Genomic DNA, 18,825 nt, shown 5'->3' on the forward strand with positions numbered 1-18,825 from the left:
TATGATACCCTTCGATCCCCGGGGACTCTCCCCGCAGGAAGTCGCCGAAAGCCGGCGTCAGCACGGCGACAATGTCATCACCCCTCCGAAAGACGATTCGGTGTGGCGGCTGCTGCTCGAAAAATTCCGTGATCCGATCATCCGCATCCTGCTGCTGGCCGCCGTGCTGTCGCTGGCCATCGGCTTCATCCACAAGGATTTCACCGAATCCGTGGGCATTATCTGCGCCATCATCCTCGCCACATGTGTCGGCTTCTGGTTCGAGTGGGACGCCCAGCGGCGCTTCCGGCGGCTGAATCAGGTCAACGACGACATCCCCGTCAAGGTGATGCGCGAGGGTGCGATCCGTGAAATCCCCCGCCGTGACGTCGTTGCCGGCGACGTGGTCTATATCGAGGGCGGCGAGACGATCCCCGCCGACGGCGAACTGGTCGAGGCCGTGTCGCTGAAAATCAACGAATCGACCCTCACGGGCGAACCCGAGGTGGACAAAACCGTCAACGAGGCCGATTTCGACCCCGAGGCGACCTACCCGTCGAACGCCGTGCTGCGGGGGACGACCGTGGCGGACGGTTACGGCGTGATGGTCGTCACGGCCGTGGGCGACGCGACGGAGGCCGGGCGGGTGACGGAGCAGGCCACCGTGCAGAACGACGAACAGACGCCGCTCGACCGCCAGTTGACGCGCCTCTCGCGCCTGATCGGCCGTCTGGGCATTCTCCTGTCGGTGCTGATCTTCTGCGTGATGCTGGGTAAGGCGATCTTCGTGGGCGGGCTGCTCGACGGCGACTGGCTGACGATCTCCCAGCACGTCCTGCAAATCTTCATGGTTTCGGTGGCCATCATCGTCATGGCGGTCCCCGAGGGGCTTCCGATGTCGATCACGCTGTCGCTGGCGATGTCCATGCGGCGGATGCTCAAGACCAACAACCTCGTGCGCAAGATGCACGCCTGCGAGACGATGGGCGCCGTGACGGTCATCTGCACCGACAAGACCGGCACGCTCACCCAGAACCGCATGCATGTGCAGGAGCTGGTGCGCTACGACGCGCTTCCCGAGCGGGATTTCGCCGAGATCGTGGCGCTGAACACCACGGCGTTCCTCGATGCCGAGGGACACATCATCGGCAACCCCACGGAAGGGGCCCTGCTCGAGTGGCTGCGCAGCCGCGGCGAGGATTACGAACCGCTGCGTGCCGGGGCGACGATCGTCGACCGGCTGACCTTCTCGACCGAACGCAAATACATGGCGACGATCGTCGAAAGCGGCGTCTCGGGCCGCCGCATCCTCTGTGTGAAGGGTGCACCGGAGATCGTGCGCACGATGTGCGCCCCGGACGGCAAGGACGCACAGGTCGCCGAGCAGTTGCTCGGTTTCCAGAGCCGCGCCATGCGCACGCTGGCCGTGGCATGGGCCGAGACCGCGTCGGACGACTGTCTGGAAGCTGTCAAGGTCGGCAATTTGCATTTCACGGCTGTCGCGGCCATCTCCGACCCCGTCCGCGAGGATGTTCCCGCGGCTGTCGGACGCTGCCTCGGGGCCGGCATCGGCATCAAGATCGTCACGGGCGACACCCCGGCCACGGCGCGTGAGATCGCCCGCCAGATCGGGCTGTGGAACGACGCCGAGGACGGCGACCGCAACCATATCACCGGTACGGATTTCGCCGCCCTGAGCGACGAGGAACTGCTGGAACGCGTACAGGAGCTGAAGATCATGTCCCGTGCCCGGCCGCTCGACAAACAGCGCCTCGTGCGGCTGTTGCAGCAGCGGGGCGAGGTGGTGGCCGTCACGGGCGACGGCACGAACGATGCCCCGGCGCTGAATTTCGCCAACGTGGGCCTTTCGATGGGCTCGGGAACCTCCGTGGCCAAGGACGCTTCGGACATCACGCTGTTAGACGACTCGTTCGCTTCGATCGCCACGGCCGTGATGTGGGGCCGCTCGCTTTACCGCAACATCCAGCGGTTCGTGCTGTTTCAGTTGACGATCAACTTCGCGGCCATCCTCATCTGCTTCGTCGGCGCCGTGTTCGGTACCGAGATGCCGCTGACGGTGGTGCAGATTCTCTGGGTCAACATCATCATGGACACCTTCGCGGCGATGGCGATGGCCTCGCTGCCGCCCAGCGCCGAGGTGATGCGCGACAAGCCCCGTCCGAGGGACGAGTTCATCATCACGCGCGCCATGGCCCGCACCATCTTCACCTGCGGCATGGTCATGGTCACGGTCCTGCTGGGGATGCTCTTCTGGTGGACGATCACCGAGGGCGGACTTACGGTGCGCCAACTGACGCTGTTCTTCTCGACGTTCGTCTTCCTGCAGTTCTGGAACATGTTCAACGCCAAGGGTTTCGAAACCCGTCATTCGGTGTTTACCTGCCTCGGGGGGTGCCGCGAATTTTTCCTGATCCTGCTGGCCATCGGCGTGGGACAGGTGTTGATCGTGGAGTTCGGCGGCGAGGTGTTCCGCACCGTGCCGCTGACGTGGGGCGAATGGGCCGAGGTGATCGGCTTCACTTCGCTGCTGGCCATCGGCGGCGAACTGATCCGTGCTATCCGTCGTAAAAAATAGTTGCGTCTACAATATATATAGTTGCGTCTGCATATATAAATGTTCAAACGTTTTGCCGCCGCCTGCCTGCTCTCTTTTGTGGGTCTGGGAGCATGGGCGCAGTTGCCGGACAGTGTCGACATGAGCGCGGGCGGCGCATTCCGCCAGCGTATCGACCGCCACACTTCGACGAAAGCCTACCGCATGCTCTTCATCGGCACGCCGCTTATCGTGGGCGGTATCGTCATGCAGGCTTATGACGCCGATTTCCGGCGCCTGCGCAACGGTTACAGCCGTTCGTTCCGCCACGATTACGACGATTATCTCCAGTACGCTCCGGCCGGGTTGATGGTCGGCATGAAGGCTTTTGGCGTCAAAGGGCGCAGTTCGTGGGGCCGCATGCTGGTCTCCGACGCCTTTTCGGCGGGCCTGATGGCCGTCGGCGTCAACTCGCTGAAATACTCCTGCCGCGTGATGCGTCCCGACGGTTCGTCGCGCAACTCCTTTCCCTCGGGACATACGGCCACGGCCTTCATGACTGCCACGATGCTCCACAAAGAGTACGGCCACCGCAGTCCGTGGTACAGCATCGGCGGCTACACCGTGGCGACGGTCACGGGGGTCACGCGCCAGTTAAACAACCGCCACTGGATGAGCGACATCATGGTCGGCGCCGGCATCGGCATTCTGGCCACGGAGCTGGGGTATTTCCTCGCCGACTTGATTTTCAAGGACAAAGGGCTGCTCGTCACGGAGACCTATTCGGTCTATGACCGCTACCGCCGTCCCTCGTTTCTGGGTTTCGGCCTCGGGCTGACGACTGTGCCGGGGACTTATAGGCTTTATTCCGACATGCGGGTGCAGCTCCTCGCAGGGCCTGCCGTACAGGTTCAGGGGGCTTGGTTCGCTTCGCCCTACTGGGGCGTCGGAGGCCGCTTTTCGTGTACCAACCTGCGGGTGAAGGTCAACGGCGCGGCTCAGAACGACAACTTGGAGTGCGCCTCGGTCTATGCGGGTCCCTATTTCTCCTATCCCTTCTCGATGCGGTGGCTGGTCGGTGCGAAACTGCTTGCCGGCTGCGAGATTTACAAGTCCTGCGACACGGACCTCCGGCGGCTGGAGGGCCGCAGCGGTTTTTCATTCGGCACGGGCATCTCCTCGACCTACCTCGCCACCCAGAACCTCGGCGTGCGTTTCTCGACCGACTACGACGTTGCACCGCCCCTGACGGGCGTTTCGGGGCGGCGGGTCCACAAGCTGACGTTCGGCATCGGCGTCTGCGCGGCCTTCTGAAACGAAAAACGGATCCCGATTCGGTCGCCTCGAAAATCGAGTCAACCTCATACAATCCCCATCTGGGTAGATTTAAAGAGCTGTGAATAAATGTTAAATGCACTGTCTGGAATTAATAAAATCATACAATATTGTTTGTAATTCCAGATTTTCACTATATTTGCCACTATGAACTCTAAGATCTTATTTTCCACTTCTGCCGCATGTCTGTTTTCGGCAACAACGCTGTTTGCGCAAGGAAATTCTCCTTGGTTCTTGTCGTCTTCGGACTCGCTTTGCGGAGTCCGTTTGACAGAGGCTTGTGCGGTAAAGGGTAAAAATCCCCCCCCCGAAAAAAGTCTGAAATAATCGTCGCCGTCATTGACGGCGGTTTGGATATTTCGCATCCGGCTCTTGCGGATTTCATCTGGACCAATCCCCGCGAACAAGCCGGCAACGGCCGTGATGATGACAGGAACGGCTACATTGACGACATTCACGGTTGGAACTTCCTCGGCAATGCTGCGGGAGAGACTTTCCAGAGGGCCGGCACGGAGCCTTTCCGCGAATACAAACGGTTGCGTTCCCGTTTCAAGGACGCTGATACAGCCCGGCTGACGTCGGCTCAAAAAGCCGATTATACCTATTATAAACAGATGGAACGGGCCGCCCGGCTCGACACCTACATTACTTTTGCGGCATATCAACGCGCCCGGGCCGACGCTTTTCGCATTTGCGATTCGCTGATGCGCTGGCGATACGGCGACCGGGAGACTACGGTCGCAGATTTCCAAAAACTTGAATTGTCCGATACCACGGGCCTTGCACGGGCCCTGTCGATCGCTGCTTCCACCCCTGTCATGTTCCTTCCCGATATGCCGTGGCGCGACGCCGTGCAAACGATCGAGGACGAATATCTGCTCTCGGCCAAACGGGTGGCAAGTCTTGATTCCCTGAATGACGATCCTCATCTCCGATTGGGTAATACGCCGGATGATTTCCGGAATCTCCGCTACGGGAACAACCGGATTGACGAGGATGCCTACCACGGTACGATGGTAGCCGGAATAATCGCCGCCTGCGCCACGAACGCGGGCGATATGCCCCGTCCGGTGAAAATCCTTTCGGTCCGGGCTATTCCCGAAGGCGATGAATACGACCGCGATGTGGTGGCTGCGATTCGTTATGCGGTGGACAATGGTGCGAAAGTGGTGAATATGAGTTTCGGCAAATATTTGTCGCCCCATTGGGACGAGGTATTGGCTGCCATGGAATATGCCCGGCACAAGGACGTATTGCTGGTTATGGCTTCGGGAAACGATGGCGTGAATGTCGATGCCCGTCCCATGTTTCCGGTCTGCCGGGATAGGAAAGGGAGGCGTCTGGAGAATTTGATCGTCGTGGGGGCTTCGACTCCCGACGGGCGAGTTGCGTCGTTCAGCAACTATGGAGCTGAAAATGTGGATCTGTTAGCTCCCGGAGAGGATATTCGTTCAACGGCTCCCGACGGCGAATACGATACGGCGCAGGGTACGAGTCTTGCGGCTCCGGTTGTCTCCGGCATCGCGGCTGTCCTGCGGAGTTTCTATCCGGACCTTACGGCCTGTGAAGTGCGAAATATTCTGATTCGCACGGCGGCGCATTTTCAGGACGATGAAATGCCCGCACCCGGAAAATCCAAGACGCCGCGTATGATTCCGGGTCGAGAGGTTTGTCTCGGCGGAGGGATTCTCGATGCGCAGGCGGCTTTGAGTGAGGCGTCGAAAGTCAGCAAATACGGAAAGCGATGAAACGGCTGCTTGTATTTTTGATGGTATGGAGCTTGTGTCCGCTCTGTGCCCAAGAATCCTATATGGCGCGTGCCGACCGTTTTTCGTCGGATTCGCTCGGTGATCTGATCCGTAATCAATCCGTTTCGGTACAGTGGATCGGTAAAGACTGCCGCTGGTTTCATTATACGTCGGATGATGCCGATGCGCGTCGTTATTGGTTGGTCGATACCCGCACATGGCGTAAACGGCCATTGTTCGACAGCTTCTCAATGGCCCGGCAACTGGCCGCCTACGCCGATTCGTCGCGCATGCCGACTCCGAAAGAACTGAGGCTCTACGGCCTTGAGTTCGACTCTTCCGATCCCCGCGGTTTTACGTTCGATTACAACAAGTACCGGCTGCATTATGACGGCCGAAGCGGTGAATTGAGCGAAAAGCCCCGGAAGGATGCTTCCCGCGGAAATCTTTTTTCTCAGGGCGACTATCGGCGCAGCTACTCCGCCGACAGTTCGTATTACGTTTCGGCTGTCGGCCATGACCTGATGCTTTTTCGCGGGGATGGGACCGACAGCGTGCGGCTGACTCACACCGGGGAACGCTATCATTCGTTCGCCACCGGCGGAAGCAACGACATAAAGCCCGAGGCACGCGGTTCCGCCATCGGTCGTTGGATGGGAAAAAGCCATTACTATCTGTTGGTACGCGAAGACAAACGCGAGGTAGAGGAGCTCACGCTGGTCGATAACCTTGCCCGGCCGCGCCCCAAGGCCAAAAACTATAAATTCCCCATGCCCGGCGACAAGCATGTCGTGCAATACGACGCATGGCTCGTCGACGCCGACAGCCTGTGCATCCGGCAACTCGACATCGCCCGCTGGCCCGATCAGAAGGTCGAAGTTCCCCGGTTCAGCATGATTACGCATACGGACCGCCATGCTTATTTCGTTCGCCGCAGCCGTACATGCGACAGCGTGGAACTCTGTCGTGTCGATTTCGCGGCACACCGGGTCAAACCGATTATCCGGGAGGTGTGCAAACCGGCCCAAAACGATCAACAGTTCAATTTTCATGTCTTGAACGACGGCCGCGACATTCTCTGGTGGTCGGAGCGGACCGGTTATGGTCATTATTACCTGTATGATGGCGACGGGCGCCTGCAAGGAGCCGTGACGTCGGGTGACTATGTCGCCGGAAAGATCGAACGGATCGATACGCTCGCCCGTGCGATCGTCTACGAAGGTTACGGACGCGAACCGGGCATCAACCCGCATTACCGCTTCTATTATAAAACCGGATTCAGCGGAGGCGAACCGACTTTGCTTACGCCCGGGAACGGCGATCACTCGGTGGCGTTATCTCCCGACGGGCGTTTCCTGACGGATACATGGTCGCGGATGGATCGTGCGCCCCGCCATCAGATTTGCGATATGAAAGGCCGCAGCCGGATCGAACTGGAATCCTGCGACCTTTCGGAGCTCTATGCCCGGGGATGGAAAGAACCGGAAGTCGTTGAAGTGCTGGCTGCGGATTCCGTGACCCGACTCTACGGCGTCGTCTATCTGCCTTTCGACCGGGAACCCGGACGGAAATACCCGATCATCAGCAATGTCTATCCCGGACCGCACGTCGATCTGGTTCCGCAGGCCTTTACGCTGGATGACAATTATAATCAGTCGCTCGCGCAACTCGGCTTTGTGGTCATCAATTTCGCCTACCGGGGCAGCGGACCGTGGCGCGGACGCGATTTCCATACGTTCGGCTACGGAAATCTGCGTGATTATGCCTTGGCCGACGACATGGCCGCGATCCGGCAGATCGCAGCCCGTTATTCCTGTGCCGATATCGGCAGGGTAGGAATTTACGGCCACTCCGGAGGCGGTTTCATGACGGTTGCCGCCATGCTGAATCATCCCGAATTTTATAAGGTAGGGGTGGCCGCTTCGGGCAATCACGACAACAATATTTATACGCAGTGGTGGGGCGAAACATTCCATGGCGTGAGACAATCCCGGGGAAAGGACGGGAAACCATGTTTCGAGTGCCGTATCCCGACCAATATCGAACTGGCCGACCGGCTGGCCGGCCGACTGATGCTCATCACCGGAGATATGGACAACAATGTGCATCCGGCTTCCACGTTCCGGCTTGCCGATGCATTGATCCGGGCCCGTAAGCGTTTCGACATGATGGTCATTCCCGGGGCGGATCATGGACTGGGTGACAAGTATTATATAAATCTGATCCGCTACTACTTCACCGAACACCTGCTCGGGCTGCCTCAGCAGGATATAGACATTGTCAATCATAACTAACGGATATTGCGTATGAAGCAGACATTACGACTCTTTTCATTTTTTGTCCTGACAGCGTTGCTGGTATCCGCAGTTCCTGCGGCCGCCCAGAGTGATGAGAAAATCACAGTGCGGGGCACGGTTAAGGATGCGTCCGGAATGCCGCTCATCGGGGTTTCGGTCGTTGTCGTGGGCACGCATGTCGGGGCGAACACCGATCTCAAGGGAGAATACAAGATCACGGCTCCCGAAGGCGCCATGTTGCGCTTCAGCTATATCGGGTACGAGCCGCAGAATATCAAGGTCAAGCGCGAAAGCCGTTCAGGGCTGCGGTTCGTGTACGACGTCGTACTCAAGGAGCAGTCTACGGATATCGGTCAGGTTGTCGTGACGGGATTTGCCAAGACCGAGATTCGCAAAAACACCGGTTCGGTTGCCGTGATCGAGGGGAAGGACCTCAAGACTTCGCCGTTGGAAGGCGTCGACAAACTGTTGCAGGGCAAACTGGCCGGCGTAAGCGTCCAGTCTGTGTCAGGGCGTCCCGGAGAAGCTGCGAAGATTCGTATCCGGGGAACGAGCACCATCACGGGCAATGCCGAACCGCTGTGGGTTATCGACGGAGTTCCGATGCAGAAAAGCCTGCCGACGCCTCCGGTTTCGAACAGCCAGATCAGATCCGGTGATTTTTCAAACATCTTTGCCACGGGAGTCGGAGGAATCAATCCGAGCGATATCGAGTCGATCTCGGTGCTAAAGGATGCTGCGGCCGCCGCGATTTATGGTTCGCAGGCAGCAGGCGGTGTGATCGTCGTGACGACCAAGCGGGGAAAGGCGGGTCCTACGCACGTTAACTATTCCGGAACGGTTTCTATCCAGACGCGTCCCACACGTTCTGCCAACCTGATGAATTCGCGTGAAAAACTCGCTTGGGAGCAGGAATTATGGGACGAGTTTTCAGCCAAAGGTTATAATGCCTTTTTGGCAGACGGGAAAAGCTACTATCCGGTAGTGGGCATCGTGGGCATGATCCGCTCGGGATACGGAAAATATAAGGGATTGAGCACTGCTGAGCAGGATGCCAAGATTGCGGAACTGGGCAGCCATACGACCGACTGGTTCGAGGAGTTGTTCCGGACGACGGTTTCCACGAGCCATTACCTTTCGATTTCAGGCGGTAATCCCAAAATGGCCTATTACCTCTCGATGGGTTACGGCAACGATCAGGGTATCGTGCTGAAAAACTCGTACGACCGCTACAACTTCAACGGCAAGATCGACGTGACCCCCAATAAGGTTATCTCGTTCGGTGTCAGCACCGATTTTTCCTATCAGACGTCGAAATCTCCGTCGAGCAATGTGGATATGTTTGAGTACGCCTATTTCGCCAATCCGTACGAACGTCCTTACAATAATGATGGTTCATACCGGGCGGACGAGACCTATTTTTCCCAGACCGAGGCCAACGGAAGCTATACGGTTTCTCTCCCCGACAATGGGTTCAACCTGATGCGGGAGATCAATGAGACTTCCGCCAAGAGCACCAGCGGAAATTTCACGCTGACGGGCAACACGACGGTCAACATCACCAAGGATTTGCGCTTTGTCGGGCTCGCTTCATTCTCATATATCTCGGATAATAGCGAGAATATCAACGGCAAGAATACATATGCGGCATGGATGGACCGACCGTTCGAAAACAATACGACCACCTCGAAACGGACTTATGGATCCATTTACCAGACTTCGACATACAATACCAATTATATGCTGCGGGGTCATTTCGCCTATGGACATACTTTCGGCGAAATCCACCGGCTCAATGTGCTGGCCGGTGCCGAGATCAGCCGGAATTACGCCAAAACGATCTTCACGAAACGCTACGGATATGACCCCGTGACGGGCAACCATTCAACGCCGCTTTATCCTGCAAGCGGCAGCGGTTCGATTATCGATTACGATAAACTGGTCAACTTCGGAAAGACGCTCGACAATTCTTCCGGGCAGGCCATAACGGAGAATGCGATGGCGTCGTTTTATGGCACGATCGACTATATTTTACTCAACCGGTATGTCTTCAATGCTTCGGTCCGGTCCGACGGGTCGAACAATTTCGGAGCCAAAGAGCAATTCAATGCGACATGGTCGGCCGGTTTTTCTTGGAACATAGACGAAGAGTCGTGGATGAAAGGGAAGATTTCGGACGTAATCAGTTCGATGACCCTGCGTCTGGCGACCGGATATACGGGAGGAATCAACAAATCGGTCTATCCGGTGGTCATTATGAAATACGATACTTCGTTCCGGGTTTCCGATACGGATTTTTACCGTATGGGAACTATCTCGAACGCCCCTAACCCGCATTTGAGCTGGGAAAAGACTTGGGATGTCAAGGCCGGTCTCGACATCGGATTCTTCAAGGACCGCCTGCGGTTGCAGATCGAGGCGTACAATCGCAAAGGATACGATCTGGTGACCTCCTCCCGTGTGAATTCGGCGGTCGGGTTCATCACGCAGGGATACAACACGTCCGAGCAGGTGAACCGGGGTATCGAACTGACTTTGGGGGCTACGTTGCTGCGTTACAAGGACTTTTCTTGGAACGCGACGGTCAACGCCTCCTACAACATGAACAAACTGACCAAATACGTCTCTCCGACCGGAAGCATTTACGGCGAATATTATGTAGGATACCCTCAGGGCATGATCATTACCGGCAAGAGTACAGGTATCGATCCTGCAACGGGGTTCTATAATTATGAATTGCGGCCCGATGCAAAGATCAGCGAAGTGGCGGATTACCGGAACATGGAGAACTATCTTTTCTATGTAGGTACGTCGGTGGCTCCGTGGACGGGAGGATTCAATACCTCGGTGCGTTACAAGGGATTGACTCTCAGTGTGAACGGAAACTTCTCATTGAATGCGAAAGTTCTGAACAACATCGAGTCCCCGGCTTCCTACTCGAAACTCGACAGGAACCTTTCGGGGGTAGACAAAGAGCCGATTCCCAACTCGAAATACGATCTTTACGTCAACCACCTCAACGTCGTGCGGGACGTGACCCATCGTTGGACGCCCGACAATCCGGTTACGGACGGTTATCCCCGTCTGATCGACACCTACGGCGGTCGTCTTTACGATCCGAACGGCAATCTTATCGCGCAAAGCCTTCCGTCGACGTCGAGGGTCACGAGATGTCTGCTGTTGGAGAATGTCTCCTATTTGAAGATCAGTTCCCTGACGCTGCTTTACGATCTTCCGGGTTCGTGGGTGAACAAAATGCACATGCAAAACTGCAGCGTATCGTTTACGGTGAATAATCTGGCGACCTTCACCAACTATTCGGGACTGGACCCCGAAACTCCCGGCGCGGTCTATCCCCAATGCCGCTCCTACTCGATCGGACTTTCGATCGGCTTTTAAATGATATGGCAACTTCAAAACAGAGATTATGAAAAAGACGATTATAGCATTTGTATTCTTGTTGTCATTCGCATCGTGCAACAGGTATTTGGACATAAAGCCCTACGGACAGACTATCCCGGAAACTGCCGAGGAATTCTCCGCATTGCTCCATGCGCAACTCGACGAGATTGACTATGGGGAAGAAACCGTAATCGGCGACGGATCGACCGTGGCGGATTTGGAGTGTTATGCGGATAATCTGGCTGCCAATCTGACCCAATATCCCGGAGGAGGTTATATCCCGCTCTATATAGGCGAGAATCTTTCCGCGAAGCAGACTATGTACATGAACCTCTATGAGGTGATTCGCAACTGCAATATCATCATCGGCAACCTCGAAGAGCGTGACAGCCGGCTCGGTATGGATGTACTCGGTACGGCCTATATCCTTCGCGGGATCTGCTATTACGATCTGTTGCGAAATTTCTGTCAGGCTTGCAATCCGGACAATCCGGGTCCCGGCGTTCCGCTGGTTACGGAGTTCGATATGGAGGCGAAGCCGACCCGCAGCACCTATGCCCGAACCGTCGAACGGATTGAGGAGGATTTGAACAAGGCGATCGAATACGATATTCAGGATAAGATCTATCGCTTCAACTCCGATGTTGCCAAAGGCTATCTGGCCCGGCTCTATTTCTGGACGCAGCAATACGAACTGGCCGCTCAGTACGCTTCGGAACTGTTGGAAAAATATCCTTTGCTTGACCCGGAGCCCTATAAGAAGATGATGGGGGAACAGTTGACCAAAAGCGGAAACATGATCTTCAAAGCGCAGATTTATGCAGGTACCTCCGAGTCCACGGCATTGACGTCTCTGAAAGGTTATCTGAAAAACAGACCCTGTTCCCGCCAGTTCTACGATCTTTTCGCGGAAAAGGACCGGGATGTCCGGTTCGCAATATCCATGGATAGTAAAAGATTGGCGGTGAAGAATCTGCTCTCCTGTCTGCGCAGCGCCGAACTGCAGTTGATTCTGGCGGAAAGCTATTACCATTGCGATGAACCCGAAAAAGCCCTTGCCGCATTGAATGAATTGCGTCGCAGACGCATTACGAACGTTACGCCCTATACGGTGCAGACGTTGCCGGCCGTCAATCCGGCCGATCTGATTCAGACGGACGCCAAGGGGAACGCCCTGACTCCGTTATTGTACGCCATCCTGTGTGAGCGCCGCAAGGAGCTTTTCTTCGAGGGGGATCGCTGGTATGAACTGAAACGCAACGGATGTCCTGAGTTCTGGGTTGCCAAACAGGGGTTGAAATTCACCGTTTACTCATGGATGTACACGTTCCCCCTGTATGCTCCCGACATTCAGTTGGTCGAAGGGCTGGAGCAGAATCCGGGATATGACAGAATGGAATAATGACAACAATACGATTATGAAAAGTACGATGAAGAAATTATTGATTGCGATTGTCGCCATGATTGCCGCCGCGCTTTCGTTTGCCGCCTGCAGCGACAATTACGATGAGACCCCGCCTCTCGCCAGCGACTATCTGACCAAATACATCATGCCCGACGGCGTATTTCTCGGAAATGAGGATTGGACGCAAATCGGAGCTGAAGAGGATGAATACAATGCGTTCTTGTCGGAATCGAAGTGAATCATTGAATAGAAACTCTTTTTAAAAACAACGATTATGAAAAAATTATTATTTGCATTGCTTGCAGCGCCGCTGCTGTTCGGCGCTTGTTCGGATGACAACGACGAATCGGTTCCCACCCTTTCGTTTGCAAAGCCGGTTCTCGCGCTTTCCACAGGATCCGTAACGCTGGACTTGCAGGTCAGCGGAATCGATCTGTCGACACTCTCTTCGCCCGTGACCGTTCCCGTGACTTTCTCGGGAACCGCAGTCAAGGATTCCGAATATTCCGTTTCGGCCGAACAGTTCGTATTGGGCGGCGGCAGCCAGTCCCTGTCGATTACGGTGACGGCTCTCGATAATTACGATGCGGCCAAGGAGATCGTTGCGACACTGGGTTCTGTGGAAAACTTTGCTCCCGGCAAGAATTCCTCGGCCAAGATCAGCTTGGGAGTCAAAAGTAAAATCATGTATTCGTTCTCCGTCAAATCCATAACCGTCGGGGAAACGGGCGCTGTTCAGTTGGATCTCTATACCGCTACCGGAGCGAAATATACGGCCGAGCAGAATATCGTTATCCCCATCGAGGTTGCCGAAGGCTCGACGGCTGTCGAAGGTGTCAACTTTACGTTCGAGGGCGAAAAACAGTTGGTTGTCGCTCAGGGAAAGAGTTCGGGAACGATCTCGATCAAGGCCGGAACCGTAGAATCCGGAAAGGATAAACTCATTCTGAAAACAGGGCTGGAGAACGACAAAGGGTTTGTTCGAGGTCAGTATGATAAAATCACGGTGTCGATTTTCGGCTCCTATTTCAGCAAGCTGGAAGGTACATGGAAAATGAGTGCCGAAGGGAATTATGATCCGGAAGAATTCGCCAGTCTGAACGGAAGCAATGCAGAGACCGACAAACCGACATTCGATGCCGATATGGCCGCTTTGCCTGCATACAATGCGAACGACCGGCTGACTTTCACCGCTGAAGGATTGACCGCATCGCTTCAATCCACGTTGAAAAACTTCTTCCGGGAGAGTTCGGGTATTTCGAAAGGTGAAGAGATCATTGTAAGAGAGGGAATGGGGACGAAGGTTCCGCTTCAATTGATTTTGCTTGATAACGTGAACCGTTATTTTTCTGCAACAGAGCAGAGCGAAGATACAGAGGCTTATATTGGAATAAACTTTAAGGATGGAGATTCCAATAAGATGAAGATCTATTTTGTCGACTATAATTCAAAATCATTCTTAGTCGGTAAAATGTATTATGACGAAACTAAACCGACGACTACATATTCTCCGTTTATTTCATTTACATTCGAACGTGTGACCGAATAAACGGATAAATCCTTAAAAAAGACAAGTCCTGACTAAAAGTCAGGACTTGTCTTTTTTAAGGATTTATCGAGACCTTTACTGTTTCTTCTCGCAAAGGGACCGCTCTTTCATTTTCACTGAAGCGTGCCGGGTTACAGGATGCCCTGTTCGACCATCGACTTGGCGACCTTCATGAATCCGGCGATGTTGGCGCCCTTCATGTAGTTGAGGTAGCCGTCCTTCTCCGTACCGTACTCCACGCAGGCGTGGTGGATCGACGACATGATCTGGTGCAGCTTGGCATCGACCTCCTCGGCCGTCCAGTTGAGTTTCTGCGAATTCTGCGTCATTTCGAGACCCGACGTAGCCACGCCGCCGGCGTTCACGGCCTTGCCCGGTCCGTAGGGAATCTTCGCTGCGATAAAGGCGTCGATAGCCTCCGGGCGGCAGCCCATGTTCGAAACCTCGGCCACGACCTTCACGCCGTTGGCCAGCAGTTGCTTGGCATCCTCGCCGTCCAGCTCGTTCTGCGTGGCACAGGGCATGGCGATGTCCACCTTGACCTCCCACGGCTTCTTGCCGGCGTAGAATTTCGAGTTGGGGAACTTCTTGGCATAGGGTTCCACCACGTCGTTGTTCGACGCGCGCAGCTCCAGCATGTAGGCGATCTTCTCGGCATTGAGGCCGTCGGGATCGTAGATATAGCCGTCGGGGCCCGAAATGGTCACCACCTTGGCGCCCAGCTCGGTGGCTTTCGTCGCCGCACCCCATGCCACGTTGCCGAAGCCCGAGATGGCGATGGTCTGTCCCTTGATGTCCATGCCGGCCTTTTCGAGCATCTGACGCAGGAAATAGACGGCACCGAAGCCCGTCGCCTCGGGACGGATCAGCGATCCGCCGTAGGTCATGCCCTTGCCCGTCAGCACGCCCGTGTTTTCCTGAGCCAGCTTGCGGTACATGCCGTAGAGGAAGCCGATCTCACGGCCGCCGACGCCGATGTCGCCCGCCGGAACGTCCGTCTGGGGACCGATATGGCGCCACAGTTCGGTCATGAAGGCCTGACAGAAGCGCATCACCTCGCGGTCCGACTTGCCTTTGGGGTTGAAATCCGAACCGCCCTTCGCGCCGCCCATCGGCAGCGTCGTGAGCGCGTTCTTGAAAATCTGCTCGAAGCCGAGGAATTTCAGGATCGAGAGGTTCACCGAGGGGTGGAACCGCAGTCCGCCCTTGTAAGGGCCGATGGCATTGTTGAACTGTACCCGGTAGCCGAGGTTGACCTGCACGTCGCCCTTGTCGTCGGTCCAGACCACCTTGAACGTGAAGATGCGGTCGGGTTCCACGATGCGCTCCGCGATGCGGTTGGCTTCGAATTCCGGATGCTGGTTGTAACTCTCCTCGACGGTCATGAGAACTTCGCGCACGGCCTGCAGGTATTCGCTTTCACCGGGGTGCCTGCGCTCGAGATCGGTCATTAATTTGGTTACGTTCATATGCTGAAGTTTTTAGTTGGTTGGTTCTATCTATCACAAATATAAAAATATTTCTTATAGATTGTAACCGTTTTCCGGAAATTTTCGTTAAATATTAATCTTCGGGCTCTTCTTCACGAATCATGCCCTTGTTCGACCGCCCGTCGATGCAGACCCACAGGGGCTTTTCGAAACGCACCTGCCGCAGGTAGGAGCCGTCGAAGAGGGCCTGCCGGGTGTTGAGCTCCTGCTCGCGGAAAATGCCGTCGCCGCGGAAGGGGTTGATCGTCAGGTATCCCACGCCCAGCGAGGTGACGTTCTGGAAGAAGTGCGTGCCCTGCGAGGGCTCGACGTCGAATTTCTCGATGCCGCATTCGACGATCACTTTCGCCTCGGAGATGTGGTTCCACTTGACCGGCACGCCGAGGAACGGGTCCGAGGAGCCCCAGCGGCCGGGTCCCACGAGGATGTACGACCGCCCCTCGTCGCGCATGCGGTTGTTGAGCATCAGCAGTTCTTCGGCGATCTTCTCCGTCGAGAGCGAGTCGAAAGCGTCAGATTTGATGTAGATGATGTCGGCGATGTCGGGCATCTGTCCGATGCCGAGGGCCTGCTCGCCGTAGATCAGTGCCCGGGAGGTCTCCTCCTCCGCCCAGTCGATGGAGCGGTTGTCCTGATTGTCGATGATCGGGCGGATTTGCAGCAGGTTGAAGATCTGCTGCTGTCCCGGAGCCACATCCATATTGACCGCGAACTCCACCTCCACGGGGCAGCGCATCTCCTCGGCGCCTATGCGGAGGATGTCGGCGATGATCTTCGCCAGCGGGAACGTATTGTACTTTAAGATATTGTTGAACGTGATGACCTTGCGCCCGCTGTCGAAGGGGCTGTCGGAGATGCGTTCGTTCTCGCGGTCCCAGACCGAGCAGACGTATTTCGAGTTGCGGAACCGGGCGATATCCGTGAGGCTCAGGCGGCGGAGGTTCACCGCGTCGTCGATCGACGTGCGGAACTCCTCGGGGCGCAGGCTCAGGGCCAGCACCTCGTTCTGCGTGTCGCTCAACGCCATTTCGGGGGTCGAGGTCTGGAGCACCTTCTGGGGGTAGCGGGGCGAGAACCGCAACGTGCGCCCGCCGTCCACGACCAGTTTCCCGAGCCCCATCGCCACGTTGCAGACCCCGTCCGCGGGCTGTTCGTCGCCGATGGGATAGTAGTTGATCGACCGCGCCACGCCCGAGCAGGTGGGGAAGAACAACCCTTCCTGCTCCGTGCCGCACACCTCCTGAATGATGACGGCCATCTTCTCCTCCGAAATGAGGTTCTGCGACGACTGGATGTAGGCCCTCGACGCCGCGAAATAGACCGAGGCGTAGACGCTCTTGACGGCCTTGAACAGCAGGCGGAGCATCTGGTCCTCGTTGTCGACGTAAGGGATCATGTAGGTGGAGTAGATGCCGGCGAAGGGCTGGTAGTGCGAGTCCTCGAGCTTCGACGACGAGCGGATGGCCAGCGGCGTGCGGACCGTGCGGATGTAGCCTTTCAGGGCTTCGCGCAGCCGGAACGGAAGCACCGAGCTGACGAATTCCGAGAGAATCTCCTCGTCGGAAAAATCCTGCGAGATGATGTATTTCAGTCCGTTGTTGCGGATGAAGTCGTCGAAATACTCCGTGGCGATCACCACCGACCGCGGGATCATGATGCGCACGTTTTCGTGCTTGTCGTACTGGCGGTACTTGATGAGCATCGAGTTCATGAAGGCCAGTCCGCGGGCTTTGCCGCCCAGCGAACCCTCGCCGATGCGGGCGAAAGCCACGGCGTCGGAGTAGGTCTCGGCGTCGAAGCGCGCCACGACTCCCTGCCCCAACAGTGTGCGGTAGTCGCGGATGCGGTTCACCAGCGCGTTGCGGTGCTCCTCGACCGACGTGAAATGGTTTTTGTTGTACTGGCGGATCGAGGCCGCGAGCGGGAACAGGCCCCGCGAGTAGAGCCATTTCGAGAGGTGGTTCTGCGAGGTGTGGTATTCGAACGCCTTGTCGGGGATCGTGGCGATCATGTGCTGCATCTGCGTGAGGTCCTTGGCGCGGCCGATTTCGGCGCCCGTGTCGGGGTCCTTGAAGACGAAATCCCCGAAGGCGAACTCCTTGGCGATGTATTCGCTCAACTGCGAGAGGAGCGTCTTGGAGTTCTTGGCGATGAACCCCGCGCCGAGTTCCGCGGCCTGCTTGCCGAAGGCCACCTGCGACGATTGCAGCAACACCGGCATCAGCGGGTTGTCCTGTTTGATGCGGCGGCAGAGGTCGATCCCGGCGTCGAGTTTCTCGCTCTCGGGCGGATCGTCGCGGTGGAGCACGAACCCCACGTCGGAAATCACGCCCAGCAGGTTTTTCTTGTAACGTTCGTACAGCTCCACGGCCTCCTCGTAACAGCGGGCCAGCAGGATTTTGGGACGGGCGCGTTTGCGCAGCACCTGCTGCTGTTCGTTGAAGGCGTCCTTCAGGAACTCGGTGTTCTGCAGCAGGATCAGTTTATATAACTCCGGCAAATAGGTGGAATAGAAGCGGATGGAGTCCTCGACCAGCAGGATGGCCTGCACGCCGCCCTCGAGGATGTCCTCGTCGGCGTTCATCTTGTCCTCGATGAGCTTGATGATGGCGACGATGAGGTCCGTATTGCCGTGCCACGAGAAGATGTAGTCCAACCCCGAGCGGTCCTGCTCCTCGATGCGGCGGTAGATGTCCTTCGAAAAGGAGGTCAGCAGCCCGACGGGGGTGTTGGGGTGGCGCTCCTTGACGATCCGGGCGAACGCGAAGACGTCGGGTTCGCCGACGTTGTACATCGTGAGGATGAAGTCGAACGTGTCGTCCCCGGCCAGTTTCTCCAGCGCCTCGGCCGTCGAGCTGACGCGCGTCAGCGAGGGCGGGTTCGACATGTTGAGGTCGATGTACTCTTGGTTGATCTGCGACTCGATGTGCCCGTCCTCCTCGAGGATGTAGCCGTCGTAGCTGCAGCACACGAGCAGGATCTTGTGGATGCGGTATTTCATGAACCGGTAGGGGACTTTCCCGTCGGGCATATATTGTTCAAGGCTTTTGTCCATTCGGATGCTAA

General features: G+C 56.5%; 11 protein-coding genes. 8 read left to right on the top strand and 3 right to left on the bottom strand.

Features of this window, described 5'->3' with window-relative positions; all coding sequences use genetic code 11:
* Position 1 precedes the first annotated feature (1 nt).
* Both BN5935_RS07215 and BN5935_RS07220 read left to right on the top strand, forming a co-directional pair.
* A complete protein-coding gene (locus BN5935_RS07215; protein WP_064975514.1) occupies positions 2 to 2,575 on the top strand; it encodes a calcium-translocating P-type ATPase, PMCA-type in 2,574 nt (857 codons plus the stop codon).
* Between the two features lie 39 nt (positions 2,576 to 2,614).
* The gene (locus BN5935_RS07220) at positions 2,615 to 3,847 is read left to right on the top strand and encodes a phosphatase PAP2 family protein (RefSeq protein WP_064975515.1); all 1,233 of its coding nucleotides are present in this window, start codon (positions 2,615 to 2,617) and stop codon (positions 3,845 to 3,847) included.
* Between the two features lie 47 nt (positions 3,848 to 3,894).
* On the opposite strand, the gene BN5935_RS15520 is transcribed toward BN5935_RS07220, so the two are convergent.
* Complete coding sequence (locus BN5935_RS15520; RefSeq protein ID WP_235821037.1) at positions 3,895 to 4,455, bottom strand: hypothetical protein; 561 nt, start codon at positions 4,453 to 4,455, stop codon at positions 3,895 to 3,897.
* 27 nt (positions 4,456 to 4,482) lie between these two features.
* On the opposite strand from BN5935_RS15520, the gene BN5935_RS07230 reads away from it, so the two are divergent.
* Genes BN5935_RS07230 through BN5935_RS07255 form a run of 6 tightly spaced genes read left to right on the top strand, consistent with a single transcriptional unit; the run spans position 4,483 to position 14,269 of the window.
* Complete coding sequence (locus BN5935_RS07230) at positions 4,483 to 5,616, top strand: S8 family serine peptidase (RefSeq protein ID WP_235821038.1); 1,134 nt, start codon at positions 4,483 to 4,485, stop codon at positions 5,614 to 5,616.
* Entirely contained in the window at positions 5,613 to 7,910 is a 2,298-nt protein-coding gene (locus tag BN5935_RS07235) for a S9 family peptidase (RefSeq protein ID WP_235821039.1), read from the top strand. The genes BN5935_RS07230 and BN5935_RS07235 overlap by 4 nt, the downstream gene beginning before the upstream one ends.
* Before the next feature lie 12 nt (positions 7,911 to 7,922).
* Positions 7,923 to 11,312, top strand: a complete 3,390-nt coding sequence (locus tag BN5935_RS07240) for a SusC/RagA family TonB-linked outer membrane protein (RefSeq protein WP_235821040.1) — start codon at positions 7,923 to 7,925, stop codon at positions 11,310 to 11,312.
* Between the two features lie 28 nt (positions 11,313 to 11,340).
* A complete protein-coding gene (locus BN5935_RS07245; RefSeq protein WP_064975519.1) occupies positions 11,341 to 12,717 on the top strand; it encodes a RagB/SusD family nutrient uptake outer membrane protein in 1,377 nt (458 codons plus the stop codon).
* A 16-nt stretch (positions 12,718 to 12,733) separates the two neighbouring features.
* Complete coding sequence (locus tag BN5935_RS07250) at positions 12,734 to 12,958, top strand: hypothetical protein (protein WP_064975520.1); 225 nt, start codon at positions 12,734 to 12,736, stop codon at positions 12,956 to 12,958.
* A 36-nt stretch (positions 12,959 to 12,994) separates the two neighbouring features.
* A complete protein-coding gene (locus BN5935_RS07255) occupies positions 12,995 to 14,269 on the top strand; it encodes a hypothetical protein (protein ID WP_064975521.1) in 1,275 nt (424 codons plus the stop codon).
* A 131-nt stretch (positions 14,270 to 14,400) separates the two neighbouring features.
* Here BN5935_RS07255 and gdhA read toward each other — a convergent pair whose 3' ends face one another.
* Positions 14,401 to 15,738, bottom strand: coding sequence for an NADP-specific glutamate dehydrogenase (gene gdhA, locus BN5935_RS07260; RefSeq protein ID WP_064975522.1), 1,338 nt, complete (start codon positions 15,736 to 15,738; stop codon positions 14,401 to 14,403).
* Between the two features lie 94 nt (positions 15,739 to 15,832).
* Positions 15,833 to 18,814 carry a PEP/pyruvate-binding domain-containing protein gene (locus tag BN5935_RS07265; RefSeq protein ID WP_064975523.1) on the bottom strand — a complete coding sequence of 994 codons (2,982 nt, stop codon included), beginning with the start codon at positions 18,812 to 18,814 and terminating at the stop codon, positions 15,833 to 15,835.
* Positions 18,815 to 18,825: the final 11 nt, after the last annotated feature.

The organism is Alistipes provencensis, assembly GCF_900083545.1.
Classification (GTDB): Bacteria; Bacteroidota; Bacteroidia; order Bacteroidales; family Rikenellaceae; genus Alistipes; species Alistipes provencensis.

What these genes read in the sequence shown, in the direction of transcription:
- BN5935_RS07220 (WP_064975515.1), top strand. Translation starts at nt 2,615, where the DNA reads ATGTTCAAACGTTTTGCCGCCGCCTGCCTGCTCTCTTTTGTGGGTCTG.
- BN5935_RS07240 (WP_235821040.1), top strand. Translation starts at nt 7,923, where the DNA reads ATGAAGCAGACATTACGACTCTTTTCATTTTTTGTCCTGACAGCGTTG.
- BN5935_RS07245 (WP_064975519.1), top strand. Translation starts at nt 11,341, where the DNA reads ATGAAAAAGACGATTATAGCATTTGTATTCTTGTTGTCATTCGCATCG.
- BN5935_RS07215 (WP_064975514.1), top strand. Translation starts at nt 2, where the DNA reads ATGATACCCTTCGATCCCCGGGGACTCTCCCCGCAGGAAGTCGCCGAA.
- BN5935_RS07250 (WP_064975520.1), top strand. Translation starts at nt 12,734, where the DNA reads ATGAAAAGTACGATGAAGAAATTATTGATTGCGATTGTCGCCATGATT.
- BN5935_RS07235 (WP_235821039.1), top strand. Translation starts at nt 5,613, where the DNA reads ATGAAACGGCTGCTTGTATTTTTGATGGTATGGAGCTTGTGTCCGCTC.
- gdhA (WP_064975522.1), bottom strand. Translation starts at nt 15,738, where the DNA reads ATGAACGTAACCAAATTAATGACCGATCTCGAGCGCAGGCACCCCGGT.
- BN5935_RS07265 (WP_064975523.1), bottom strand. Translation starts at nt 18,814, where the DNA reads ATGGACAAAAGCCTTGAACAATATATGCCCGACGGGAAAGTCCCCTAC.
- BN5935_RS07230 (WP_235821038.1), top strand. Translation starts at nt 4,483, where the DNA reads ATGGAACGGGCCGCCCGGCTCGACACCTACATTACTTTTGCGGCATAT.
- BN5935_RS07255 (WP_064975521.1), top strand. Translation starts at nt 12,995, where the DNA reads ATGAAAAAATTATTATTTGCATTGCTTGCAGCGCCGCTGCTGTTCGGC.